The organism is Patescibacteria group bacterium (genome assembly GCA_041674405.1).
Classification (GTDB): Bacteria; Patescibacteriota; UBA1384; order XYA2-FULL-43-10; family XYA2-FULL-43-10; genus JBAYVT01.
On the sequence record JBAYVT010000004.1, the window covers coordinates 72696 to 96243 of the forward strand.

Below are 23548 nucleotides of genomic sequence, written 5' to 3' on the forward strand. Positions count from 1 at the left end.
GTCAAATTATCTTATTCGGGATTTGCGCTTGGTGGTTCTGCGGGGGGAGTCGGAGGGGGAGTCGGTGTTGAATGGGTCTCAGGGCGTGGGGTAGACGGCGCCTCTACGGTAGTATTGTTGTTGATCACAGTTGTGTTCTGAACTGGGTTTGGCCGAACCGCATCAACGGCCCTTGCAGGTGATACGCGTGAAGATGCTTTTGCTGTGGCGCTGCCGATTTCGCGAGCAAGAGATTTTTGGAATCTTTCACTCATTAGTGTTGATGCGAGCGAATCCCCGCCGGAAACCCCCGAAGCAGCGGCAACGCTTCCCAGGATGGAACTTGCCTGCATCGGTGAGTACGAAACAGCTGCTCCTCCTCGAGCTGCAGCGGTGGCTTGTGCAACCTGGTTCACATGTTGGGTCAACGCTTCGATATGATCGGAACCTTCGGCAAAGCCATCGCCAACCGAAATATTCTCAAATTGAGAAGCTAATTGCTTGGTTTGGTCGGCCATGCTCTGCATCGATAATCTGGCGGAGGCAGTAGCTTCGGCAGCAGTTCTTAGTTCGGTCTGTTTGGAAGTCTGAAATTGTTTAAGAGAGTCTGACCAGGCTCGCCCTTCTGTTGAAGTCAGTTGTCCGGAAGCAGCCATTGATCTTGCGTTTACGGCTGCCTGCTGAACCTGTTGAAACGTTGAAGCTAACTTTTGTTTGGCGGCGGGATCGCTCGTGCTAATTTTGGGTACTCCCATCTTACTAGCAATTTTGGCCGCCTCTTCAATATCACCAGCCTGAAGCTTGCTTGCGCCTGCGGCAGCATCCTGAGAAATCAATGCCAGCTTAGACCCTAGACCTTGTGGGGAAACACCGCTCATTTGGCCACGGATTAGCCTCAAACCTGCAATTTGGTCTTCGATTTGTTGGGCTCCTGCTTCAACCTCTTCGTTAACCATGGAATCACGAGCCTTCCTAACATCTTCAAAGTGTTTTCGGAGTTCTTGTTGCGCTCCAGGACTCATTGCAGCAACATCACCACCCAATCTTTGAGCCAGTTGGTCAAAATTTTCATTGCTGTGCATTGCGGCACGAGAGACCTGATCAGCCTGTGCACCAGCAAGAGCCCTAATTCCCTGGCTTGCACCGCTGATAGATGCAGCTTCTGTAGTAGCTTGGGCAGCTGCCTCAATTTCTTCACCAACAGGAGAAGAAAATCCGGAAGCATCCATGTTTCTGTTTCTTTTTCGCAAAGCTCCGGTTGTAGGATCTCTGGACTCGTCGGTTCGGAATCTCCCTTTTTCTTTACTTACAGCATCAATACTTTCCCCATTAAAAAATTTCAAGGCTTCATCATGTCCGTCGGCACTGGAATTTCCAGCCCTTCTGGTAAGTTCCTTATACTTCGCCATATATTCCCTTGATTGCGCCCAACTCATCTTTTTGTCTCTAAATAATTTTCCGTTTTTTCCTGGAGTTGCAACTTCGCCTGTTTCAGGATCGATCTCCATCGCTCCGGCCAACTTAGAAACTTCTTCATATTGCCAGGTTTTTTGTTCATCGAGAGAATCAGCCCTTAATGCGGCCCTTACTCGACCCTGGGCTCCCTTTGGCAATTTTCCGCTCATCATAAGATCAAAGTACCTCTGGTTGAGTGCCTCTTTCTCGTACTTAGCTCTCACGTCCTGCGGAATTTGCTTAGCGGCTTTTCTATTCATCATCATCTTACCCAAACGAGTCAGCTGAAAATCTCCTTTTTTATCATGATATCCGATCATCCTGTTCTGGGCTCTGGTTTTGACATTGTCATATTTTTCCTTCGCAAAATCACCGGCGTATTTGGCAGCCCGACCGCCTGTCTTATTCCATCCCCATTTGCCAAGGTTGTTCCATGCTGTCATCACGCCTTTACCCATCATTTGTGGAGTGGTGATGGCAAGATAAAAACATACGCCTGCAAAGAGGATAGATAAAAACGAAAGGCCTGGGTCTCCGTCCGTTAAAGGAGCTAGCCATCTGCCGCCCACCCAAAGCCAGAAGAGGGACACAACCGGCATAAATGTCCATTTCCAGAACATTTGCCACCATTGATTAAAAACGGACTTAGAGAGGGTTAAGACGCTGGCCATAAATGCGAGCGGTGCCAGTGCAACTAAGAAATATAGAACATAATTTCTAACGAAAAAGAAAAATGCCAGAACCAGCACCATTATCGCACCAGCGAATTCAACCAAGGTCAAGACAAGAAAAAGGCCTATTTGTTTCCAATTGAGTGCCCCATTTGTTACCAGGGTGCTTTTATCGAAATTAGTAAGGAATGCCCCAGAAATTCCATAATCATTATTACCTATTCCAGCTCCACCTGCAGGAGAATTTATCAGCATGCTCATCGCTGCGCTCGACAAGTCGACAATAAAGCGGCAAATCAAGTAACTGAAGTTTGCAAGAACAACAGCCATCACCAGTGCGGGCAAGAATTTTTTGATCCCGTATGTATTTATGTTTAGCTGTAAAATGTTGGCAAATGCGATAAAGATAAGAGCGGCAATCACAACATAATTTACCATGCTGCGGATAGATTCCCAGACCTCTTTGATTGTTGCCGAAGGACCGGTTGTGCCTTGAAGTACCTGGTAGAGTAACTCAGCGTGAGCATGAGCTGGAAAAGCAAGCGTTATCACAAAAAGAATCAGGATGATCAAGTTTGCCATAGCCACGATTCGATAAAATTTTTGCGATTTTGCACTCATTTGATTCTTGCCTATTTAGTTGCTAGCCAAATTTTCATATTTTCCGGAATTAACCATGTTATTATAAACTTCTGAAAACAAAAGATAATTGTTCGCTCCTGTTCCCGCTAAGATGGCCTGGGAAGAGTAAATCGAGGGGACAAGATTCGCGGCTTTAAAAGTTGCAGTCAGCGTAGAAGTTAAGTCATCCCAGCCCTCAAAGGTAATAGTGGCCGATGAGTTATGTTGGCTATTTGGTATCCAATTTTTGGCTTGGTCTAAGGGTCCGATCTTTGCCCAAACACTGCCCCGTTGAGTCTGTGCTGCAGTCTTCAGTGCAGAGTACTTCGCAACATTTCTAAATTGAATTTTTGCTCGTAATACGTAGGCATAAGAGCTTCCTCCGCCTCCTGTTCCGCCTGCGGCGGTTCCGCTATCGGTTGTACCACCGCTAGGTGTACCACTAGTGGAATCCGTTCCAGTTCCGGAGGCTTCAGAGCTGGCAGGAGAGCTTTGTGGCTCACTGGCCTTGGCGCAGACATCAGTTTTGTTTGCCGAGGCTGATCCCGTTGCCTCGTCAGTGACTCCAAGCGATTTTTCCATTATTCCAAGTGACCAACAATAAAACGCGTTTGCCCAATTGTTTAGTATTATTGTCAGGCCGCAAAATGCACTAGCGATCATATTTACAATATATGATTGGTCCGACACGTCGCATTCAGTTTTTCCGTCATTGGTCGAATTTAATCTTCCAGCATCCCAGAAACCCCTTGGGCCCATAACTAGCTGTAAACTGCAATTTTTTGCTGCCGGGTCGCTAATACTTCCGTCAGCTCCAATCGTAACTTCATAATTCTGGTTCATAAAAATTTCCATATTGTTTTCTGTGGCTTGTCTTGCCTCTGACCAATCTTTGAAACCTCCTTGTGTGGGAGTATCGGGTCGGGTGACACTGTTCGGCTGGTCAGGGTTGTCATTTTTTAAGAAAAATTCCGGCATAATTTTATAAGTTCCGGCCGGAAGGCCAGAGAGATCTGCGGACCACTGACCACTGGGTGTTCCCTCATTTGAAATCAAAACATATCCTTTGGAAATATTTCCCATCGAGGCATTTACATATGTATCAGTTGCAATTTTGAATTGGATGTAAACTGGCACATCTAGTGTCCTTGTGGCACCGGCGTCCATAAAATCCCCCGGCCATTGGACCTTGTCTTTTGGAGCCAGTTTTTTATCATTCTCAGAAAGTTTGTCCCAATAAACTGATTTCGAAAAATCAATCGCTGCAGTTCCACAGATTTTAGTACCATTGGGGATTTTTTGGGTATAAAAATTGTTAACTTTTTGGAAAATTCCAGCCACATTGCTATTTTCAGCACCAACTCCACCGTTCATATAAAAGATATAATCTTTCATGCTTTGATCAAGAGTAGGGAGCTCTTTTGATGAAGTGCCCATGGTACTCGGAAGTACCTCATACGTTTTATTATCAGTCCCCCTGTGTAACCAGAGGTAAAAATCCTTACCCTGAAGGCTTTCCTTTTTGTACAACCCCAGGGTTTCGGCATTTTTAAAACGAACCCCCAGGTAGAATCCTGCTTGTCCTTGCATCTGATACATCAAGATGCCTTCGTCATCGGTGATACCCCCTACGGTTGCAACAACAGGTGGTAAACCATTAAATGGTTTACCTGCCTTCCATAGCTCACCAGAAATCTTTTGGGGAGATGAAAATTTGTGGCCCGTTTCTGTTGCCCCCAATTTTTCTGTAATAGTTGTGGAGGAAACGTCGAAGTAATAATCATATTTTTGGCCTGGTGTGGGAATCATGGCTGCGCGCGCGCGGGGAGTTGTGTATGTAAACAACCCAAATAAGTTTGCTGATAGCAGCAAAACAGATAAGGCCAAAGAATAAATTTTTTTAATCACATCCCCTCCGAATACACTATTTGTTCAGCTCGTCTAGATATTTTGTAACATTTTCATTGGTCGGCTCGGCTAATCTTGCTTTTTGCCAGGATTCTTCTGCTTTCCCCCTGTAAAATTCTCTTGATTCACCCGATATCTCTGCGTCCTTCATCATATAATAATTTGCAAGCCCCAGATATATCCACGCATCAGCGTAATTTTCGTCCATTTCGGTTGCGGTGGTCGCAACGAGTATTGCCAGGTCGGGTCGGCCGTTTTCAATGTAGGCTTTAGCATCTTTTACAGCTTCCGATTCATTTTGCGGAACCTTGTTGGCTTCTGAGAGATCGTTCAGCGCATCTATGTCATTAATCTCTCTGAAAAATGGCTCTAGTTTTGTAATGTCCTTTTCGCTTTCCCTGGCTATAATTGTCCGTTCGTTAGCCTTGCTGCTACCTGCCAGGAACGCTGCTTTGCGGTATTCGACTAATGCAGATATAAATTTGCGATTTTTCAAAAAATCATCGCCCGAAGTTATATATTTATTTGTACCCGAAACTCTGGCGGGGCTTAAGGCGAAATACAAAATAACAATCAGCAACAAGCCTATAACTGACCACAAAGCTGCTTTTTTCCATGATTTCTCCCCGAAATTATGCGGAGGTTTACGGGTGGCTACCTTTTTCAAGAATTATCTCACAAAATAAACTATAACGACAACCAGCGCCACGATAACCCTATACCAAGTAAATATGGCGTAATTTCCCTTTTGCAAATATTGTAACAGATATTTTATTGCAATAAAACCAAATATTGCTGAAGTTAAAATTCCGACAAAAAATCCGGCATCCAACATCCCGGCATCAATGTGGCGAAATTTAAATAGCGAGGTTCCTAGCATGATTGGGGCGGCCAGAAGGAATGAAAATCTGGCGCTATCTGGCCTGGTCAAGCCTATTGCCCTTCCTGCGGCCATCGTTGATCCGGCTCGTGATACTCCGGGTACAATCGCCAACATTTGGGCCAAACCAACTAGTAATCCGAGCTTATAGTTTACAGCTTTTAGCTGATAGCTTCTTTTTGCATATCGATCAATCATCCAAATAATAATACCAAAGACGGCTAGATTGATAGCAACAAGAAGCGGATTACGAAAAATCGTTTCGGCATTTTTTTCCAAAAGCACTCCGGCAATAGATCCCGGAATTGTGGCAACAATGATGATCCAAAGAAGATTCTTTGGATAGCTGCTAGCTGTTAGCTGTAAGCTGTCAGCTTTTTCCGACCCGCTCTTACTTGAGAATGCCGATCGGAAAATATTCACCCAGTCTTTCCAAAAAAAGGCGATGATAGCGAGGAGTGTGCCGAAATGCAGCGCGACGTCAAATGTTAATCCGAAATCTTGCCAGTGAAAAAGCCATGGCGTAAGAACAAGGTGCGCGGACGAGGAAATCGGTAAAAACTCGGTGATTCCTTGAATAATTCCAAGGATTGCAGGCTGAATTATGCTCATGAAACGTCCTCCAGTTTCCAATATTTTTGAGATTTATGCACAAAAAGAAATGAAAAAATGCCCGATGCTATTCCGAGAAGTGCTCCCCCTATAACATCGGAGGGATAATGTAGCCCTACGCCAATTCGGGAAATTGCAACCAAAATTGCAACGGCAAATAAAAATACTCCCAGTTTCTTGTGTCCATACAAAAATATTGCCGTTGCAATTGCAAAGGCAATATAGGTGTGAGAAGACGAAAAAGATGAGGTATGAATGCTAATATTTACATTTTCAGGGAAAACAAGCTCGGGATGAGAGATAAACGGACGGGGACGGCTCCAGAATATTGAAATAATAATGTCCGTAATCAAGGCCACCCCTGTTGCTAGAGCGGCGCCTATCAGAGCATTGATCCTTCTTTGCCAGATTAAATATATTGTTGAGAGGACCGAGATTATTACCCCGTAAGCAGCAAAAAAATAGAACAAAAGGCCAAGTGCGGGGTAGTTCAAATTTGCCCTATGGAAATAAAGGTATAACGTAAAATCGTAATGTCTGATTGCATCAAATAAATTCTGCATTAAATTCATTCTAGCACAGATGGTATAATGGTGGCTATGAAAGACCTTTTTAGGTTGAAGCGAGAATTTTTAGAATACTGCGAGATTGAAAAGGGCCAATCTCTTTTGACGATTGAAAATTATGACAGATACCTGTCTCGTTTTTTAACTTGGCTAAAAACCGAGAAAACTCAAAACTCAATCCGCCAACCGGCGGGCAAAAGCCAAAACAAAGGGAGTGCACTACAGACTACAGACTACAGACTACGGACTTCTGATATTGACCAGGAGATTATTCGCAAATATCGTCTATACATCAATCGTTTGCAGGGGGCGGATGGCAGAGAACTTAAGGCAACGACACAGAATCACCATATTTTGGCCTTGAGGGCATTTTTGCGCTACCTTTCCTTTTCCGGTGAGAAGGTAATTTCGCCGGAAAAATTGACATTGGCCAAAACCGGAGATCGGGAAGTGAGTTTTCTGAACAAGGAGGAATATCTGCGCCTGCTTGATGCCCCGAATACCGCGAATTTGAATGGCCTACGTGATAAATCAATGCTTGAGCTTTTGTTTTCGACCGGTTTGCGCGTTTCTGAGCTTTGCGGCCTCAAGCTGGGGCAGATGAATTTTGACAAAGGAGAAATTGCTGTTCTGGGAAAAGGGAAAAAACTGAGAGTAGTATTCTTGTCAGATGTTACGCTCAAATATTTGGCCGACTATCTTGTAAACCGCAAAGTTTTGAAAATTATCGCTGACGACAGCTCAAGTCAATTGCAATATTTTATTTCAGAAACTTATAAAGATGATCCAGTTTTTCTTTCAAATCGCAAGAATCCAATCAAACCCAGAGCAGTGGAGCGCCTGGTACAGAAATATGCCAAAGTTGCCGGAATTACTAAAACAGTCACGCCCCACACTCTTCGCCACACTTTCGCAACTGACTTGCTCGGTGCTGGTGCTGACATTCGTAGCGTTCAATCGCTTTTAGGGCATTCTAATATTTCCACGACTCAAGTCTATACTCACGTCACCGACAAACACCTGAGGGAGATACACCAGAAATTCCACGATCGATCTCGTATAGAAGTAGATGAGGAACAAAAAAATTCGGGTTAAACCGAATTTTTTAATATCCAATATTGATTAATTGTTATCTGGTATATCATTCCACATATCGAATACTTCTACCTGGCAAATCGCCACCTCTTTGGGGCAGTTGGCGATTTCTGTTTTGATCTGCTCGATACGATGAAAATTCGAATTCACAGGAATTTTTGTTTTTGTATCTTCAATTTTATTTACTTTGAGTTTCATTTTTGTTTTGCCTTCGGCAATTACTTATGAACATAAGAACTTATGAACGGAAGAACAATTTTATGTTTCGGTTCTTCAGTCCTTCGGTTCTTCAGTTTCCGAAGGGATTAGATCATTATAACAAAAACGACACCCCGTGTCAACCAGTGACACGGGGTACAGCTCTCGTCTATTCCGTTGTGGCCCAGTCTTGAGCTTGGCGGTTGGTTGGGGGTTATCCGGCACCCCCGTTCCAGTGTTTACCCAGCTCCGGAGGCTCCTCCGGCTGGATGTGCGGCTGTCCGGCGGGCGTCGGCGGATCAGCTCGTCTTGTTCGTTTGCGACAAGCAAGGACAACGATCGCCAGCCCAGCCAGAATAGCCAAGGTAACTCTGTAGTTCCCTGCCAGGCCCAGAGTGATCACCAGGGCCCCGATACACCACAGCATTGCCTTAGCCGACATCTCCCTGCTCTGTTCCCTGCTATTGTCGATACCACGGCTACTGCCCATGGTCGCTCCTTTCCTCAATTTCGGAATTCGCTTCAGAAGTTGCGAGAGTGCCAGTGGCCAATTTGTCCGAAGGACAACAAATATGGCTGCTGCGCAGGCAAGGGCAAAAACGATCATTGCGAAGTAGGCAAGAATCCCGATCGAGTTGAGTGTCCCGATCGTGAATATTGCTGTGAACGTTCCGACAAGCAACCCACTCGACGATTTTTGTGGCAACAATTTCGACCTCCTGAGGGACGGGCTTGTTTGTTCGCAGAAACAAAAAACACAACGAGCAACAACTAGAAATCCAGGGTGTTACCGCTGTGTCACCTGTCTTCTCCAAACAAACGGATAAGTTCCTCACGTACGACCTTGCGGTCGGAGTAGGGAACGAACTCATGTAAGCCGACTGCCATCACTTCTTCTGCTCCTTTTCCAGTAACGACAACAACATCATTTTTTTTTGCTTCCTTTATCGCTTTGTGAATAGCTTGTTTTCGATCGAGGACTTTCCAATAATTTCGATTCAACCGCCACTGATGTTTCTTGCCGCCGCGGAAAATACCCTCTGAAACCTGCTCGATAATATCGGCAGGATTCTCGTCATACGGATCTTCGTCGGTAAAAATCACCAGATCAGCATAGTGTCCGGCAAGCGCGCCCATGATCGGGCGCTTAGTCTTGTCTCTATGGCCGGTGGCACCAAGCACGGCGATCAATCGCCCACCAGTTTTTTGTATGCTATCAGTCACTGTTTCATAAACATTTTTCAGGGAATCGGCGTTGTGGGCATAGTCCACGATTACGGTAAAGTCTTGTTTTTTACTTACTTTAATCGATTCCATTCTCCCGGTAACTCCGGACATATTCTCAAGTCCCATCCTAGTCTTTTCTGTATCGAGTCCCAAGGCAAGACCGACAGAAAATGCGGCTAAAGCATTTAGAACGTTAAAAATTCCTGGCATTTTCAAGTTGATTGTGGACTGGCCATTGTCGTATGCGGCAGTGAAAGTAACGCTCTCGGGAGAGGTCAATATTTTTCTTGCAACCGCTCCGTGATCAACCTGCTTCTTAACTGAGTACAAAAATTTTTCGGAGGCTGGGAGAGAGTAGAATTTATTCCATTCTGCGTCATCACTATTGATAATAAATTTTGCTTTTGGGTGATCGCGGAAAAGTTTAAGTTTGGCGTTCAGATAGTTCTCTTTGGTTTTGTGATACTCCATGTGCTCGTGCGAAAGGTTGGTGTAAACCAACACATCGAAATCGATTCCATAAATCCTGTTTTGGTCGATCGCTTGTGAAGTCACCTCTAAAATTGCATATTCACACTTATTGGCCACCGCTCTTTTCAAAAATCTTTGAATCACATCGGAGGGAGGAGTTGTTACCCATCGATCTTTGGTTTTGTGCGCGGTTATTTCGTCGTTTATTTTCGTATTGATGGTTGTTTCCATCGCGTTTTTGATGCCATTGGCATCGAGAACAGAAGCGATCATATTACAAACGGTGGTTTTCCCTTTGGTACCGGTAACGCCGATTACTTTGAGTTTTTTCGCCGGGTGGCCATATTTAAAACCGGCCCATGAAGCCTCAGCTCTGTGGAGCTTGTTTTTCGTTTTCTGCGATAAAATTTTAGATATTAGTCGTTTCATATTTTATTGCTAAATTGCTGTATTGCTAAATTGCTTACACAACAATTTGACAATTTAACCATTTAACAATTTATCTTCGGATTTTTTCCGCAATTTTAAATAATTGGTATTCGAATGGTTTATAAACCTTGTCGTAACTGCCCATAATTTTAACTTCATCTCCACCGAACTGCTTTTTGAATCTGGTAACTCCTGCCCATAAGTGGCGCGGGTTGTCATCCGGCGCAATTCCGAAGAAGTCGTATATTTTGCAGCCGCGGCTTATGGCATTTTGAATCATTTCCCATTGTAATTTGTATGGCGCCATTAGGTTCTTGAATTCGTCACTTGAGGCACCAAAAAGATAGATTGCTGAGCCCTGATAAATGCTGCAGATTGCCGCTGCTAAGACGACTTCCTCACCTTCAATTTCGGCATAAGCTTCGAACAACTCACAATATCCCTTGGGTTCAAGAAAGTCAAGCAACTTCTGAAAATATTCCTCACCTCTAAATGTAATTCCATGTCTCTTGCCTGTCTTCTCGTAGAGCTTGTAAAAATTACTGGCATCTCTTGTTTTTCTCACCAGAATATTATTTTTTTCGGCAACCTTGATGTTATAGCGGCCTTTCTGTTTCATCTCACCAAGAAGGTCATCATTCGATTTGGAGAGGTCAAGAACTAGGGTGTGTTCCGGCTGCATCTCCTCGAAAGATTTAATTAGTCCATAGTCTGTAGTCTGTAGTTCATAGTCTGTGGGGATATCGAATTCAATCCGGTAGAAAATTGCATTTTCCTCTTTTGCTATTTGAAAGGTTTGGTTCCAGTAGCTTTGGTTTTTGACATTTGAAATTTGATCTTGACTCGCCATCGGCGAGTATAACATCGACCTTCCCATTGGCAGGTCTTTTTTGAGCACCAAAATATCCTCGACGCGAAAGGATTTCGAATAGCCTGTAGCGAGTTTAAATTTCTCCCATTCGGGAGATTGAAATATAGAACTCATTACCTAAATATTATCACTCTTGCCTCTTGCTGCCAATAAAAAAGAGGGCCTCCTGACCCGGTGGGACTGGGTCGGAGGCGGTGCGGGTTGCGGCTATCCTGAGAGAATATCGCATCCCCGGGGAGGCTCCTTGCGATGGCCATGGATTGCCTTCATTGCCGTCAGGCGGTAGCTCTGTCCATGTATCTTCGACATCGCTTCGTGGTGACGGATGCGCCACATAACGCGCTCCGTCATACCTGGCTTGGGTAAATCGGAATGGGCTCCGACCACCAAACCAAGCGTACATCCCAATCTCTGATTTGCTGTCTTTATCATGTCCACCACTCCTCCAGAAGTTCTGTGATTCCAAGCTAGTGTAAAATTACTATAATGTCAAGCTCTGCATTAGATAATTTGGCATATAAAAAATTAAGCCCCCACCTAGCGTGTAGGTGGGGGTGCGACTTGCGGGACCATCTCGATGCTGTTGCGCGGCACTTCGTGCCGTCTCAGTGTACCGCCATCGAGAGCGGCGCGGACGACAGCTTTGCCGCCTTTGTATTCGATGAGAGTACCACCAGTGTACTTGCCGTCTTTCTGCCTGATTCTCACGCGCGCGTTGATGGGCATGCCTTTCACCTCGTGGCAGTATTTCAGTCCAACTCATTGTTAATATATCAAAAAAATATGCAGAGTAAACAGCAACACCGCAGGCGTGTTGCCTACGGTGCGCGGTCGCTTCGAGGCGAAGTTGCCCAGTCTACACAGCCCAGGAGGCCTGCGTGGACGAGCGGGCGAATAGCCCCTGCCAACTTGGTCGTCGTCATCGGGTCGCGTGGAATTCCATCCCAGGAAATGATGGTTCCGTTTCTGAAGTAGCGGGGCGTTTCCTTACCATCCCTGTTATAGGTGGTGACTTTGACGATCCCGCATGGCTCCAGATTGTAACCGCCATTGCCTGTGATTCTGTCCACATCTGCCAACATGGTTGCGATTAGGCGTCGCTCTTTGGAAGACAGACAGCTCCTTCGCTTTAGCACCATGAGGTGCAAGGTGATAACCTCCTTCTTCGACAGAATTCCAATCCTCTGCATTATGGTTTTAGATAATTGATTGAGTCAACCCAACAATTTTCCGAGTGGTAAAAAGTTTGGTTTTGTGCTAGAATTTTTCAGTTAAATGACAAAGAAAAACCTAAAAATTTTAGCAATCGAAACAAGCTGTGATGAGACGGCTGCTGCTGTGATTTCTGAAAATCGAAATAAACCAGAAATACTATCGAACATTGTTTCTTCACAAATTGATCTTCATGCTAAGACCGGCGGAGTAGTGCCGGAAGTTGCATCGAGAGCGCATATGGAGGCGATATTGCCTGTCGTAAGTGAGGCGCTTGTACAGGCAAAACTCAAAAATCCAGAAAAACTACGGACTACGGACTACAACCTACAAACTGGTCTGTCGGATATCACCCATATTGCCGTAACTGCTGGGCCAGGGCTGATCGGCTCACTCTTGGTTGGGTTCAACACGGCAAAATCGCTGGCTTATTCGCTGGATTTGCCAATCATTCCAATCAATCATATAGAAGGACATGTGTACTCCGCATTCGCGGAGCAATTTCCAATTCCCAATTTCCAATTTCCAATTCTAGCATTGACTGTGTCTGGCGGCCATAGCTCGTTAACTTTGATGAAAGATCACGGAATCTATGAAAATTTGGGTCAGACTTTAGATGATGCGGCGGGAGAAGCTTTCGACAAGGTTGCGAAACTTCTCGATCTTGGTTATCCAGGAGGACCGGTGGTTTCTAAACTCGCGGACGAGTTAAGAAACAAAGTCAAAAATCAAAGATCACCCGTCTCGGCCGAGGCACGATCCGAGGTCGGAAAGATCAAAAATAATAAAGAAAAAAATAGCAATTTAACAATGAAACAATTTAACAACGAGATTGTATTTCCCCGTCCGATTCTGAATGACGGCACATTCAATTTCTCATTTTCCGGATTAAAAACCGCGGTTTTGACGGAGGTGGTCAAACTAAGGACTAAGGACTACGAACTACCGACTAGTGAAATCTGTGCGGCATTTGAAGATTCGCTTACCGATGTGCTTACGACAAAAACAATGAGAGCGATTGATAAATTCAAACCAAAAGGTTTGATTCTTGCCGGAGGAGTAGCGGCCAACAGCTATCTGCAAGCCGAACTTCAACGGAAGGTTAATGAATACAATCAGACTTTAAAGAAAAGAGATCAGATTAATTTTTATATGCCTCCGCGGGATATGACAGGTGACAATGCGGCGATGATCGGTCTTGCAGCTTACTATCATATATCGAGGGGAGATGTAAAAGGGTGGGACGAGATCGAAGTCGATTCAAATTTTAAGCTCTAAAACGGCGAACGCCACCCCGATGTTCTGGGGTGGCGCGCTTTGTTCTTGGTGGTGGCCGCTACTAGGCGACCAACCGCAGGGTCGTGTCGAAGCCGGAAAGCCAGGTCGCGACCTGGTCGTAGGCCTCTCTGGCCCCGTTGTCGAAGTCCTCAGGCCGCAGGATCTGGTCGCTGGGGACCATTATCCGCGACTGCAGCTCCGCTTCCGGAACGCCGGTTGCCCGCTCTGTGGCCTCGAAGGGCGCTCCTGCTAGGAAGTCCTCGATGGTTAACGGGCCGCCGGAAGTGACATCCCCGAACTGCTTGGATGAGATGACCACATAGCCGCCAGTGGCGAGCGTGGCCATCATGTCGATGTGGGTCCGAGCAACGTTCCTCTCGGTGACGTAGTAGAGCTCGGCGACGCGGACGTCGCGGGCCATCACAAAGTTGGGAATGTTCCCCGGAACATGGCGCGGCGCCAGGCGGACCGGAGTGAACGGCGCGTCCTCAAGTGCCTTTGCGAGAAGGCGCCCATGGCCGGGGTTGCCGGCCACGATGAGCAATGTGGCTTGGTTTATCACAAGCATTACCTCCATGGGTTTGTTCCGTCCTGCTCGAGCATTTTATATCATAAAATAAACAAATTGTCAATCGTAAATACGAATAATTGTTCATCTGGTGCGTTTTTATTGGATTCAGCCTCTTTTTGTGTTATTCTTAAGCACGAAACTGGTTAATTTCGGAAGTTATGTCAAAAGAATTCGCCAAAACCTGGGACTCGAAGAAGTTTGAAGAGGATTTATACCAAAACTGGGAAAAATCCGGCTATTTCAAGCCTGAATTGAACATGCCCGAAAATCCAAAATATGATCGGGCGCTCGAAGGCAAACCATTCGTCATCCCAATTCCGCCGCCGAATGTCACCGGCAAGCTTCACATCGGCCATTCGTTATTCATCACAATTCAGGATGTCATGATCCGCTTCCATCGCATGCTTGGCGAGCCCACGCTTTGGATCCCCGGCACCGATCACGCCGGTATCGCTACGCAGACGGTCGTGGACAAAGCCTTACAAAAAAAGGGAATTAAGCGCCACGAAATTGGCCGTGAGAAATTTGTCGAAGAAGTTTGGAAGTGGAAAGAAGAATACGGCGGTATTATCACCTCACAACTCAAACGAATGGGTGCTTCCTGCGACTGGTCGCGCGAGCGTTTTACCCTCGACGAAGGTTTATCCAAAGCTGTGAAAGAGGCATTTGTCCACCTATACGAGAAGGGATTGATCTACCGCGGCGAATATATCGTCAATTGGTGCCCGAAATGCGGCACGGCGATCGCGGATGACGAGATGGAGCACGAAGAACAAACCGCAAAATTGTACTATTTCAAATACGACAAAAACTTTCCGATCACCATAGCAACTACCCGGCCAGAAACCAAACTTGGAGATACGGCTGTGGCGGTCAATCCAACCGACAAGCGTTATGAGCAGTACATTGGCAAAGAATTCGATGTTGATATCGATGGCGTTAAGCGCAAGATCAAAATTGTTGCCGATCGCTCTATTGATATGAAATTCGGTACCGGCGCAGTCGGAATTACGCCTGCACACTCGGCTATCGACTGGAAAATCGGTGAAGTTAATGATCTTCCGATTGTCAAAGTCATCGACGAACGAGCAAAAATGACCGCCGAGGCCGGCAAATACGAGGGAATGAAGGTGCTCGAAGCCCGAGAAAAACTAGTTGAATATCTGAAAGGCGAAACACTCCTGGAAAAAGAGGAGCCGATCACAAATAATTTGAGCGTCTGCTACCGCTGCAACACGGCTATAGAGCCGATTCCGTCTCTACAGTGGTTTGTGAGTATGCGCCCACTGGCAGAAAAAGCTAAAGCGGCCGTAACCTCCGGCGCTATCAAAATTATCCCGAAAAGATTTGAGAAGAATTACAATCAGTGGATGGACAATATCCGCGACTGGTGCATCTCCCGCCAGCTTTGGTGGGGACACAGAATCCCGGTTTGGTATCGCAAACAGGAAAATCTCAAACCTCAAACCTCAAATCTCAAACCCGAAGACATCTATGTCGGAAAAGAACCGCCAGCTGATATTGAGAGTTGGATTCAAGACGAAGATGTGCTCGATACCTGGTTTTCCTCGGCGCTTTGGCCGTTTTCTTCACTTGGTTGGCCAGAGAAAACCAAAGATCTGCAGTATTTCTATCCGGCAACCGTTCTCGAAACCGGATATGACATTCTCTTTTTCTGGGTCGCCCGAATGGTAATGATGGGACTTGAGCTTACTGATTCGATTCCATTTGAGAATATTTACCTCCACGGCTTGGTTCGCGATGAGAAAAATAGAAAGATGTCCAAGTCTCTCGGCAATGCGCTCGATCCGCTCGATATGATCGATAAATACGGCACAGATGCTGTCCGGATGGGTCTTGTGGTCGGCACTACCCCCGGGCTTGATATTCCTGTGGGTGAGCACAAGCTTAAGAATTATCGCAATTTCTCGAACAAAATCTGGAATGCCTCGCGCTTCGTTTCTCTTCGAGTTTCCGAAGGTGATCTGGCCTCGGGAGAAATTGGAGATGAGAAAATCGAGAACTTAAATATCGACCAATCAATTTTAACCGACGCCGACAAAAAAATTCTCGAAGCACACGAGGAAATCAAAAAGCGCGTGACAAAAGACCTCAAGGAGTTCAAATTCTCTGGCGCCGGCGAAGGGCTATATGAGTATTTCTGGCACAATTTCTGCGATATCTACATAGAAGCTGCTAAAGGGCAGCTCCAAACTGAAGAACCGAAGAACCGAAGAACCGAAGAACATTCAGAAAACACAAAAAAAATCCTGCTCAAAGTTCTGTCTGAATCTTTACAGATGCTGCATCCGTTCGTTCCTTATGTCACCGAAGCTGTCTGGCAGGAACTACGCGAAATTTATCCAAAACTTTCCGAATCGATCATGATCTCCAAGTGGCCTATGTAACATATGTTGCATTGACAAATTAATGTAACATATGTTACAATAAAATCGAAATGCAACACGATTATGTTTCGACAATTGAAGCGGCAAAAATCACAGGTTTGAACAGAACCCAGATTTTTCGCTTGATCAAGGTGGGCAAACTCCCAGCCGCTCGTATTGGGCGCAATTATATCATCAAAAAAGATGATCTCGGAATTTTGACTGCAGAAATTACGCCAAAAGAGAAGAAAAACATCGAACACTCGGTAGATAAGGTTTTTGAAGAGTATGGCGATGTGCTTAAAAAACTGGGGGAGGAATGATATTCCCAATCTCATTAAACGAGGTTGAGCTTATTTCTCACCGAATGGCAAAAGAAATGCTTCGCTGGAATGAACCAATTCCTGATTTCTCCACCCGCTATCCCAATGTGCTTGAATCTTGCCTATCTACACCATTTCAAACCTATAATAAGCGAAATCTTTACCGCGGCCTTGTGCCACAAGCTGCAGCTTTGTTTTATCTGATGATTAAAAACCACCCGTTTCAGAATGGGAATAAAAGGGTGGCGATCACGACTTTGTTCGTATTTTTATCGAAAAATGGCAAATGGATCCGCGTCGATTCGCAAGAACTATACAATCTCGCTGTCTGGGTAGCCGGCTCTCCGCCTGCTTTTCGTGAAGAAGTAGTTGCCGCAATTGAAAAATTCCTTAAGAAAAATATTGTTGATAAATAGAAATTTCAGTATGTGCAAAAAATGCACATATAGATTAGTCAATTCTACAATGGATAATATCTTAGTTATTTCCATTTTGAAAAACACCTGAAATATCAAACGTAAAACTTGACAAAATTTTATCAGCTGTTAAAGTATGAACAATTTAGTCTCTGGAATTATCATGATTAAGAAAAGCAACAATCAGGTGCGTCGTCATCATTACCCGTTTCTCTCGAGCTGCTTTTTTGTTGTGTAAAACTTTATAAAATCTCATAGACATCAAGGTTGGCAGCTCGAGAGAGCTGTTTTTTCGTACCTTGAAATCTTGTCTGTAATAAAATCAATCTGGAAAAGGAGATGGTAGAAGGTGGTAAACACGAGTGAGGTTGTCGGTAAGTCCGAGTGTGCGCGGATCATTTCAGAAATGATCCGGCCCGAGTCAGCGTCTGGAAAGATGCTGTACCGCGATCAAGACGAGATTCTCTCAATGCTCGAATCCGGACATAGCACGTTCATCCGAGATGGCGCCGGTATGCCGGTGTCATTCTGCGGCTTCTATGAGTTCGACCAATACATCGAGGTCGGCTCTACGATCACGAATCCGGAATTTCGCGGGCGTGGGCTTGCCACCGAGTGCCTTTACCGGGTGCTGGATGCCATTCAGTGTTCCGGGAAGGAGATAGTGGCATTCTGCAACGATGGCTCAGCTGGTCTCTTTGCGAAAGCCGGATTCAGCGAACGGCCAAAGGCCGAGATGCCGGACGAAGCGCTAGCTTTTTGCGCAGACTGTGCGGAGAGCCAAACATTCCCAGGATGTCACTGCCGCTACATGGTATTTGGGCATCGAGTTGTGCAGGGAAGGGGCGTCTGGCACACGATCATCGAAGACCCGGCAGGCGGCCAGCTTAAAAAGGTGGCAGAGCTTTACTGCCAAGTCTGGGCGGAGCCGCCTTGGGACGAGTACGACTGGGATCTGGCCGAGGTTGAGACCGAACTTAGTGAAGCGTCAAGTGATCCAGCAACGGCATTCTTTGTGAGTATGGTCCGTGGAGAAGTCAACGGCTTCACCATAGGCTACCCGATGGACAAGACGGCGCTTGCGGCGAAAGCCGGAGGAGAACAACTTGGCCATCTGTGCGAAGATCGCAGGCAGGTCTTCTATGTGGCCGAACTGGGAGTGGCGAAAGAATCCCGGTGCCATGGCACGGGAATCATGCTATCAGAGCTACTCTCTGCCAGGGCAAGGTCTCTCGGGTACAGCCGGCTGATCCTGCGTACTCACATAAAGGCCGCCCCCGCCAGGGCGTTGTATGCCAGGCTGGGGTTTGTCGATACCGGCATTCCTGACGCAAACTACCCCGATCGCACATACTGGGTTTACGACGAATAGCGCAAGGTACGAACATCCAGCCGAGCGGGCAAAAACCCGCTCGGCCAGCATTCATAAATTAAGGAGAAAAATGGATCTGGAAATCTTAAAAAAGTTAGTAGAGTTTGACACAAGATCGGAAAATACGAATTTGCCGCTAATTTATTATTGCCAAAAGAAATTTGAAGAGTATGGTTTTGAAACGCGAATATGGGGAAAGGACAACAAAGCAAATTTATTTGCATTCAAGCCTGCTTATGGCAGTAGAATTGTACTTTCGGCGCATACCGACACCGTCCCGCCCGGCGAAGGTTGGAATTCGGACCCATTCAAGCTTGAACAAAATGAAGATTCGATAATTGGGTTGGGTATTGCCGACATGAAAATTTTTATTGCGATCATGCTTAAATTGGCTCAAGCTAATTTAGCCAAAAATTTAGCCTTTCTTCTAACTTACAACGAAGAAACCGATTTCGAAGGGGCAAAATTAATTGATAGAAAAATTATCGGCAAAAGCGATTATTTAATCATTGGAGAACCGACTGGCGGGAAGATTATTACAAATTCTAAGGGTCTTGTCGCATATGAGCTGGAATTGACCGGAAAAGGAGGCCACGGAAGCGAACCGGAAAATGGAGTCTCCAGCATATTAGACTCATCAAAATTTATTTTAGAATTGTCGAAAGGATTTAAAGAAATTCAAGAAAAAAACAAAGATGATTCATTTGTAAATCCACTGCCTACTTTGAATTTTGGCACAATTTCTGGCGGAGAAGCTATAAACAGCATACCGGTTGGGACAAATTTGTCGTTTGAAATCAGAACCACAAATGCAGCAGTTGAAAAAATATTTAATGAACTAATCAAAAAGACATCCAAATCTTTAAAATCCTCAGTAAGTTTCACGAAAAAAATATCGCTGAATCCGTTCGTGTCTTCTGGTAAAGTGGTAAAAATTATCAAAAAATCTGGGTTGCCTGTCGAAAAAGGGCCATCATACGCCACAGAGGCTAATATTTTGGCGGATATATGTCCAAATGCTGTTATCTTTGGGCCAGGGGAGATTAAATACGCACATAAAGAGAATGAGAAAATCAGTTTCAAAGGGATTGTTAAATACAAAAAAGATTTGACATATCTGATTAGTGTGTTAAAGTAAGATCAAACTTAGCAGTTAAGTTTAAATTTATGGAATCACAAATGCACAAAATTTATTTTACTTGCGGTACCGATCGAGTTAAGACCTGCGGCATTTTTGATGGTTCCAAATTATTGATCTAATAATTTTCTAAAACTATACATCAAAAAGCCGCCGGTCCATGGGCGGTTTTTTGATTTTCTTGTGCTCTTAAAGTCGAGAAGGGCACAAGCGCAGTCAAACTAATTGCCCCATGGGGCAGAAAGGAAAGAAAAATGTACGGTCCGAAAATCAAATTCGCGTACGATCGAGGGGAAAAGAGCGGGGGAAGAGTTGAGGTCGAGCTTGGCTCGCCGGCTGACGAGGTCGTTGCTGCCAAACAATTCACTGAGTGGATCAACGACAATCGGATTCGCCTATACCTGGCGACTCCGGCGCCGTGCACGGAAAGTGCTGAGATGGATTGGGTGAAGAACCAAAACAACCGGCCAGACGACCTGTCGTGGAATATCATGATTGAAGGCGAGATGGTCGGCAATATCGGTTTGCATCGTATTGACCGAACGCATCGCCGTGCCGAACTCGGTATTATGATCGGCGACAAGAAACGCTGGGGGAAGGGATTAGCCCAGGCGTTGGAGGCGGTAATTCTCGACTACGCCTTTTCAAACATTGTCGCCGGAGGCCTGAATAAGGTCGCAGCCGAGGTCCTTGACGGCAACGAACCGAGCCGTGCAGCAATCAAGAAATGCGGCTTCCGCGATGTAGCAGTGCGCCGAGAGCATTTCTGGTTCTTCGGTCGATGGTACGATGCCTGGGAAGGCGAGATCTTGGCCTCCGAGTGGTCAAAAAATCGCGCCAAGGTGATGAAAGCCGTGGGGATCAAGTATCTTGACCTCTACTGCGGCTGCGCTTCAGAAGGCTTCACGCCCGAGAAATTCGACTAGGACAAATCCCTCACCCTTGCAAGGGTGAGGGATTCTAATTATTGGCACAACATGTTAAGATAGCGATGTCATGATAACTGCACTTATCGATATTCTTGCAAATTTTGTTGTGAATACTATTCATGTTCTGGGCGCTCCAGGACTATTTTTCTTAATGTTTATCGAATCCTGTGGGATTCCGATGCCCTCCGAGGTTATAATGCCATTCTCGGGCTTTCTGGTGGCCGACCATGTGATGAACTTCTGGCTTGTTGTCGTTGTTGGCGCACTCGGGAACCTTGCAGGTTCTTTATTGGCCTACTGGATTGGTTGGCGAGGCGGCCGTCCACTTATCGAAAAATATGGCAAATATATCTTGATCTCCAAGCATGATCTTGATCGCGCTGACGTCTGGTTTCAAAAATACGGCGATGCAACAACTTTTGTCGGGAGGATTTTGCCTATCGTTCGCACCTACATTTCATTTCCTGCGGGGATTTCGAAAATGGAGATCAAAAAATTTTCATTTTACACATTTATCGGAGCTCTTATTTGGAGTGCGGCGCTTACTTGGGGAGGGGTTATTCTTGGCGAGAATTGGGAATTGATTCGGGCAAAATTGCACACTTTCGATACGGCAATATTGATCATAATTATTGTCCTGATTGCACTTTATATATATCGGCATATTCGCAATATCAAAAAGGCAAATTAGTTTTTTTCTATTGACATAAAATATAATTTGTACTATTGTAATGCTCCACAATATTATTGTGTGCCCATGTTTATACAGGGGGATGCAGTATATGGGCGTTAATGCCTTGCCCACCTTTGCTGTAGTATAGACATCTTATGGAGAAAACCGGCGATGGCCCCCTTTCTAGGGGGCCATCGCTGTGTCTGATAGATCTATTTTAATTAAAAAGTCCAAATTCCAAGTTTAGTTTGCTTCGGATTTGGTTTCTTTGGCCTTGTCCAATGGAATTTTGATATTTAGGAAGCTGTCTGCTGCAGACTCAACCTTGATTTTTTCTCCTATATAGCCATTTTCAGCCTTTGATGGAAATGAATAGCCCTCTTTGGTTACGGTAATCTTGTATTCGCCCTCAGTAACAATAAAACCAAACCTGCCATCTTTGTCGGTGGCACGCGTCTCAATAATTCTTTCATCGGAAGCATCATGCAAGCGAACTAGTGCAAGATCCACCGGCTTTTTTGTTTCTGATTCGTAAACTATTCCCCAGGGCAGCGGAGTTTGGTTGATCATCACGATAAAGCCCGGTTCATTTTTCCTAAGTTCTATTCTGGCAATGCTGATATCGTAAATGTTTTTTAGTTCATCTTGGGCCTTGAAGGAGAACCTCTTGGTGTTATTCGATTTGAAATCTTCAAGATAAATGACAAGTTTTGGTGCAAAGAAAATTGGTAGTTCGCGAACTGGAAAATTGGTTAAATCTTTTTTGTTTTTCAACATTTCGGAAAGCGCTTCATTGATCTGAACAATTCTTAAGTGATTATCAAGTACAATCAATCCTTCCCGCATATTTTTCAAAATTTCATCGGAAGTCGTTTTCGATTGTTGATAGAGCTTCTTGTTTTCCATTGCCAATTTAGCAATTTTATCTCGACTTTTGCGAATCATATTGTTGAAGTAAATAGTCATTAATCCAACAAGAATAATAAAAAGAAGGCTGAAAATTGTCCCGACTTTCCAGGCAACGCTTTCACCGCGTATATCATATGGTTCTGCCAAAAATCTTATACCCGAATATTCTATGGCAAACATTGCGCTTATGGATGCAAGGACAGTTAAGAGCGTAGTAATGCCGAAGGATAAGCTTTGCGAGGCGGCAAAAATGACTGAAGGTAAAAAAGCAAGTAAAAATGATGATCGTCCGACAGGGTAGTAATGCACAAATATCGCCAGGCTCAAAATGATAGAAGTTCCCATAATCAACAGAACAATTTCTTGCGCAAGCCTGCTAGCTTTAAAAACAATAAAAAGATTGAGTGCGACATTGGTTACTAGCGTCACAATGATTGCTTGCAACGCAAGCCAAAGTGGAATTGCATGAAAATAATAAACGAAAAACAAACCAAAAAATCCCTCGATCACAATAAGGGCATAGTTTGTTTCGACAAGCTTTAAAATATCCTGGGATTTTATCCCGAATAAAGTTTTTCCCTGGGACTCGACGAGATCTTCTGGCATTGTCCCCTTGTTTTAAGGCTAATTTGCCGGGGTATTTGGCGGAATAAATGTGTTTGTAGCGTCGTCGTTTGGCGTATCAGAAGCAACTGGCGGAGTTGGTTCTGGCATACTTACTTCCGGTATAGCCGGTTGTTCAGCGGGGGGAAGATTGGGCAGAACGGCATTCTCCTCAGCACCTGTATTTAGAGGAGCCGCAGTATTGTTGCTATCTGAAATTACCGGAGCAGGTTCCACTGGGGCCGGTTCAGGCACGGAGGAAGTGGGTGTGGCCGGCACAGATTCCTGCGGCAGGGGTGCTTCGGGGGCCGGAATGGTTTCAGCAGGAGCGGCCGGAACCGGCTCCTGAACCTCTGGCATAGGAGTTGAATCGGTTCCCACAAACGGCTCTACTGGTTGTGTGCTTTCAGGGCTATCAGAAGCCATATCAGAAATTTTTGCCATAACTTTAGCACCTTCGGTCCCTGTAAGTTTTTCCAAATGATTTACGCCGACAAGAACAGCAGATGGTTTGCCGTTTTTGGTGAGAACATACATATTGTCAGTACCCTCAACTTCATCAACAATCTTATTAAACATATCTCGCGCTTCGGTAACGGGAATTATTTTTTCAATATCAACTTGCAACATCTCCTCCTCCATAACTTAACTAACTGATCAATTTTTATTAGGTTTAATCTGACATAATGATACGTTGGAAAAGAGATCTCGTCAAATTTCTGCTCGTAAAACAAACAGCGCATTTAAGGCTTGT

General features: G+C 45.1%; 23 protein-coding genes. 9 read left to right on the forward strand and 14 right to left on the reverse strand.

The window, feature by feature from the left end:
- Positions 1–11 precede the first annotated feature (11 nt).
- From WC080_03290 to WC080_03310, 5 genes are read right to left on the reverse strand one after another with little or no spacing between them, the layout of a single operon-like run.
- The gene (locus tag WC080_03290) at positions 12–2726 is read right to left on the reverse strand and encodes a hypothetical protein (GenBank protein MFA7244281.1); all 2715 of its coding nucleotides are present in this window, start codon (positions 2724–2726) and stop codon (positions 12–14) included.
- A gap of 15 nt (positions 2727–2741) precedes the next feature.
- Positions 2742–4634 carry a hypothetical protein gene (locus WC080_03295; GenBank protein MFA7244282.1) on the reverse strand — a complete coding sequence of 631 codons (1893 nt, stop codon included), beginning with the start codon at positions 4632–4634 and terminating at the stop codon, positions 2742–2744.
- A 16-nt stretch (positions 4635–4650) separates the two neighbouring features.
- A complete protein-coding gene (locus tag WC080_03300) occupies positions 4651–5301 on the reverse strand; it encodes a hypothetical protein (protein ID MFA7244283.1) in 651 nt (216 codons plus the stop codon).
- A gap of 3 nt (positions 5302–5304) precedes the next feature.
- Positions 5305–6126 carry an undecaprenyl-diphosphate phosphatase gene (locus WC080_03305; GenBank protein MFA7244284.1) on the reverse strand — a complete coding sequence of 274 codons (822 nt, stop codon included), beginning with the start codon at positions 6124–6126 and terminating at the stop codon, positions 5305–5307.
- Positions 6123–6689 (reverse strand): phosphatase PAP2 family protein, encoded by a 567-nt coding sequence (locus WC080_03310; protein MFA7244285.1) that lies wholly within the window; start codon positions 6687–6689, stop codon positions 6123–6125. Before WC080_03310 ends, WC080_03305 begins: the two co-directional genes overlap by 4 nt.
- 36 nt (positions 6690–6725) lie before the next feature.
- Between WC080_03310 and WC080_03315 the strand changes: the two genes are divergently transcribed.
- Positions 6726–7787 (forward strand): tyrosine-type recombinase/integrase, encoded by a 1062-nt coding sequence (locus WC080_03315; protein ID MFA7244286.1) that lies wholly within the window; start codon positions 6726–6728, stop codon positions 7785–7787.
- Positions 7788–7814: 27 nt separating this feature from the next.
- On the opposite strand, the gene WC080_03320 is transcribed toward WC080_03315, so the two are convergent.
- The 6 genes from WC080_03320 to WC080_03345 form a co-directional block, all read right to left on the reverse strand.
- Positions 7815–7985 (reverse strand): hypothetical protein, encoded by a 171-nt coding sequence (locus WC080_03320; protein ID MFA7244287.1) that lies wholly within the window; start codon positions 7983–7985, stop codon positions 7815–7817.
- A 214-nt stretch (positions 7986–8199) separates the two neighbouring features.
- On the reverse strand, positions 8200–8694 hold the full coding sequence (locus tag WC080_03325) for a hypothetical protein (protein MFA7244288.1): 495 nt from the start codon (positions 8692–8694) through the stop codon (positions 8200–8202).
- A gap of 89 nt (positions 8695–8783) precedes the next feature.
- A complete protein-coding gene (locus WC080_03330; GenBank protein ID MFA7244289.1) occupies positions 8784–10112 on the reverse strand; it encodes a UDP-N-acetylmuramoyl-L-alanyl-D-glutamate--2,6-diaminopimelate ligase in 1329 nt (442 codons plus the stop codon).
- Between the two features lie 70 nt (positions 10113–10182).
- On the reverse strand, positions 10183–11097 hold the full coding sequence (locus WC080_03335) for a peptidoglycan bridge formation glycyltransferase FemA/FemB family protein (GenBank protein ID MFA7244290.1): 915 nt from the start codon (positions 11095–11097) through the stop codon (positions 10183–10185).
- A gap of 13 nt (positions 11098–11110) precedes the next feature.
- Entirely contained in the window at positions 11111–11449 is a 339-nt protein-coding gene (locus WC080_03340; GenBank protein ID MFA7244291.1) for a hypothetical protein, read from the reverse strand.
- A gap of 352 nt (positions 11450–11801) precedes the next feature.
- A complete protein-coding gene (locus tag WC080_03345) occupies positions 11802–12173 on the reverse strand; it encodes a hypothetical protein (GenBank protein MFA7244292.1) in 372 nt (123 codons plus the stop codon).
- 85 nt (positions 12174–12258) lie between these two features.
- Between WC080_03345 and WC080_03350 the strand changes: the two genes are divergently transcribed.
- Positions 12259–13473, forward strand: a complete 1215-nt coding sequence (locus WC080_03350) for a tRNA (adenosine(37)-N6)-threonylcarbamoyltransferase complex transferase subunit TsaD (GenBank protein MFA7244293.1) — start codon at positions 12259–12261, stop codon at positions 13471–13473.
- Positions 13474–13534: 61 nt separating this feature from the next.
- On the opposite strand, the gene WC080_03355 is transcribed toward WC080_03350, so the two are convergent.
- Positions 13535–14050, reverse strand: a complete 516-nt coding sequence (locus tag WC080_03355; protein MFA7244294.1) for a hypothetical protein — start codon at positions 14048–14050, stop codon at positions 13535–13537.
- 152 nt (positions 14051–14202) lie between these two features.
- Between WC080_03355 and WC080_03360 the strand changes: the two genes are divergently transcribed.
- The 7 genes from WC080_03360 to WC080_03390 all read left to right on the forward strand — a co-directional run bounded on the left by WC080_03360 (position 14203) and on the right by WC080_03390 (position 21300).
- Positions 14203–16452 (forward strand): valine--tRNA ligase, encoded by a 2250-nt coding sequence (locus WC080_03360; protein ID MFA7244295.1) that lies wholly within the window; start codon positions 14203–14205, stop codon positions 16450–16452.
- Between the two features lie 50 nt (positions 16453–16502).
- Positions 16503–16754, forward strand: coding sequence for a helix-turn-helix domain-containing protein (locus WC080_03365; protein ID MFA7244296.1), 252 nt, complete (start codon positions 16503–16505; stop codon positions 16752–16754).
- Complete coding sequence (locus tag WC080_03370; protein MFA7244297.1) at positions 16751–17170, forward strand: type II toxin-antitoxin system death-on-curing family toxin; 420 nt, start codon at positions 16751–16753, stop codon at positions 17168–17170. Before WC080_03365 ends, WC080_03370 begins: the two co-directional genes overlap by 4 nt.
- Before the next feature lie 406 nt (positions 17171–17576).
- On the forward strand, positions 17577–18542 hold the full coding sequence (locus WC080_03375) for a GNAT family N-acetyltransferase (GenBank protein ID MFA7244298.1): 966 nt from the start codon (positions 17577–17579) through the stop codon (positions 18540–18542).
- 70 nt (positions 18543–18612) lie between these two features.
- The gene (locus tag WC080_03380; protein MFA7244299.1) at positions 18613–19680 is read left to right on the forward strand and encodes a M20/M25/M40 family metallo-hydrolase; all 1068 of its coding nucleotides are present in this window, start codon (positions 18613–18615) and stop codon (positions 19678–19680) included.
- A gap of 254 nt (positions 19681–19934) precedes the next feature.
- Positions 19935–20606, forward strand: coding sequence for a GNAT family protein (locus tag WC080_03385; protein MFA7244300.1), 672 nt, complete (start codon positions 19935–19937; stop codon positions 20604–20606).
- Between the two features lie 70 nt (positions 20607–20676).
- Positions 20677–21300, forward strand: a complete 624-nt coding sequence (locus WC080_03390) for a DedA family protein (protein MFA7244301.1) — start codon at positions 20677–20679, stop codon at positions 21298–21300.
- 225 nt (positions 21301–21525) lie between these two features.
- Here WC080_03390 and WC080_03395 read toward each other — a convergent pair whose 3' ends face one another.
- Both WC080_03395 and WC080_03400 read right to left on the reverse strand, forming a co-directional pair.
- Positions 21526–22797, reverse strand: coding sequence for a hypothetical protein (locus tag WC080_03395; protein ID MFA7244302.1), 1272 nt, complete (start codon positions 22795–22797; stop codon positions 21526–21528).
- Positions 22798–22815: 18 nt separating this feature from the next.
- The gene (locus WC080_03400) at positions 22816–23424 is read right to left on the reverse strand and encodes a type II toxin-antitoxin system prevent-host-death family antitoxin (protein MFA7244303.1); all 609 of its coding nucleotides are present in this window, start codon (positions 23422–23424) and stop codon (positions 22816–22818) included.
- Positions 23425–23548: the final 124 nt, after the last annotated feature.

What these genes read in the sequence shown, in the direction of transcription:
- WC080_03290 (MFA7244281.1), bottom strand. Translation starts at nt 2,726, where the DNA reads ATGAGTGCAAAATCGCAAAAATTTTATCGAATCGTGGCTATGGCAAAC.
- WC080_03305 (MFA7244284.1), bottom strand. Translation starts at nt 6,126, where the DNA reads ATGAGCATAATTCAGCCTGCAATCCTTGGAATTATTCAAGGAATCACC.
- WC080_03310 (MFA7244285.1), bottom strand. Translation starts at nt 6,689, where the DNA reads ATGCAGAATTTATTTGATGCAATCAGACATTACGATTTTACGTTATAC.
- WC080_03315 (MFA7244286.1), top strand. Translation starts at nt 6,726, where the DNA reads ATGAAAGACCTTTTTAGGTTGAAGCGAGAATTTTTAGAATACTGCGAG.
- WC080_03320 (MFA7244287.1), bottom strand. Translation starts at nt 7,985, where the DNA reads ATGAAACTCAAAGTAAATAAAATTGAAGATACAAAAACAAAAATTCCT.
- WC080_03330 (MFA7244289.1), bottom strand. Translation starts at nt 10,112, where the DNA reads ATGAAACGACTAATATCTAAAATTTTATCGCAGAAAACGAAAAACAAG.
- WC080_03335 (MFA7244290.1), bottom strand. Translation starts at nt 11,097, where the DNA reads ATGAGTTCTATATTTCAATCTCCCGAATGGGAGAAATTTAAACTCGCT.
- WC080_03345 (MFA7244292.1), bottom strand. Translation starts at nt 12,173, where the DNA reads ATGCAGAGGATTGGAATTCTGTCGAAGAAGGAGGTTATCACCTTGCAC.
- WC080_03350 (MFA7244293.1), top strand. Translation starts at nt 12,259, where the DNA reads ATGACAAAGAAAAACCTAAAAATTTTAGCAATCGAAACAAGCTGTGAT.
- WC080_03355 (MFA7244294.1), bottom strand. Translation starts at nt 14,050, where the DNA reads ATGGAGGTAATGCTTGTGATAAACCAAGCCACATTGCTCATCGTGGCC.
- WC080_03360 (MFA7244295.1), top strand. Translation starts at nt 14,203, where the DNA reads ATGTCAAAAGAATTCGCCAAAACCTGGGACTCGAAGAAGTTTGAAGAG.
- WC080_03365 (MFA7244296.1), top strand. Translation starts at nt 16,503, where the DNA reads ATGCAACACGATTATGTTTCGACAATTGAAGCGGCAAAAATCACAGGT.
- WC080_03370 (MFA7244297.1), top strand. Translation starts at nt 16,751, where the DNA reads ATGATATTCCCAATCTCATTAAACGAGGTTGAGCTTATTTCTCACCGA.
- WC080_03375 (MFA7244298.1), top strand. Translation starts at nt 17,577, where the DNA reads ATGATCCGGCCCGAGTCAGCGTCTGGAAAGATGCTGTACCGCGATCAA.
- WC080_03380 (MFA7244299.1), top strand. Translation starts at nt 18,613, where the DNA reads ATGGATCTGGAAATCTTAAAAAAGTTAGTAGAGTTTGACACAAGATCG.
- WC080_03385 (MFA7244300.1), top strand. Translation starts at nt 19,935, where the DNA reads ATGTACGGTCCGAAAATCAAATTCGCGTACGATCGAGGGGAAAAGAGC.
- WC080_03390 (MFA7244301.1), top strand. Translation starts at nt 20,677, where the DNA reads ATGATAACTGCACTTATCGATATTCTTGCAAATTTTGTTGTGAATACT.
- WC080_03395 (MFA7244302.1), bottom strand. Translation starts at nt 22,797, where the DNA reads ATGCCAGAAGATCTCGTCGAGTCCCAGGGAAAAACTTTATTCGGGATA.
- WC080_03400 (MFA7244303.1), bottom strand. Translation starts at nt 23,424, where the DNA reads ATGTTGCAAGTTGATATTGAAAAAATAATTCCCGTTACCGAAGCGCGA.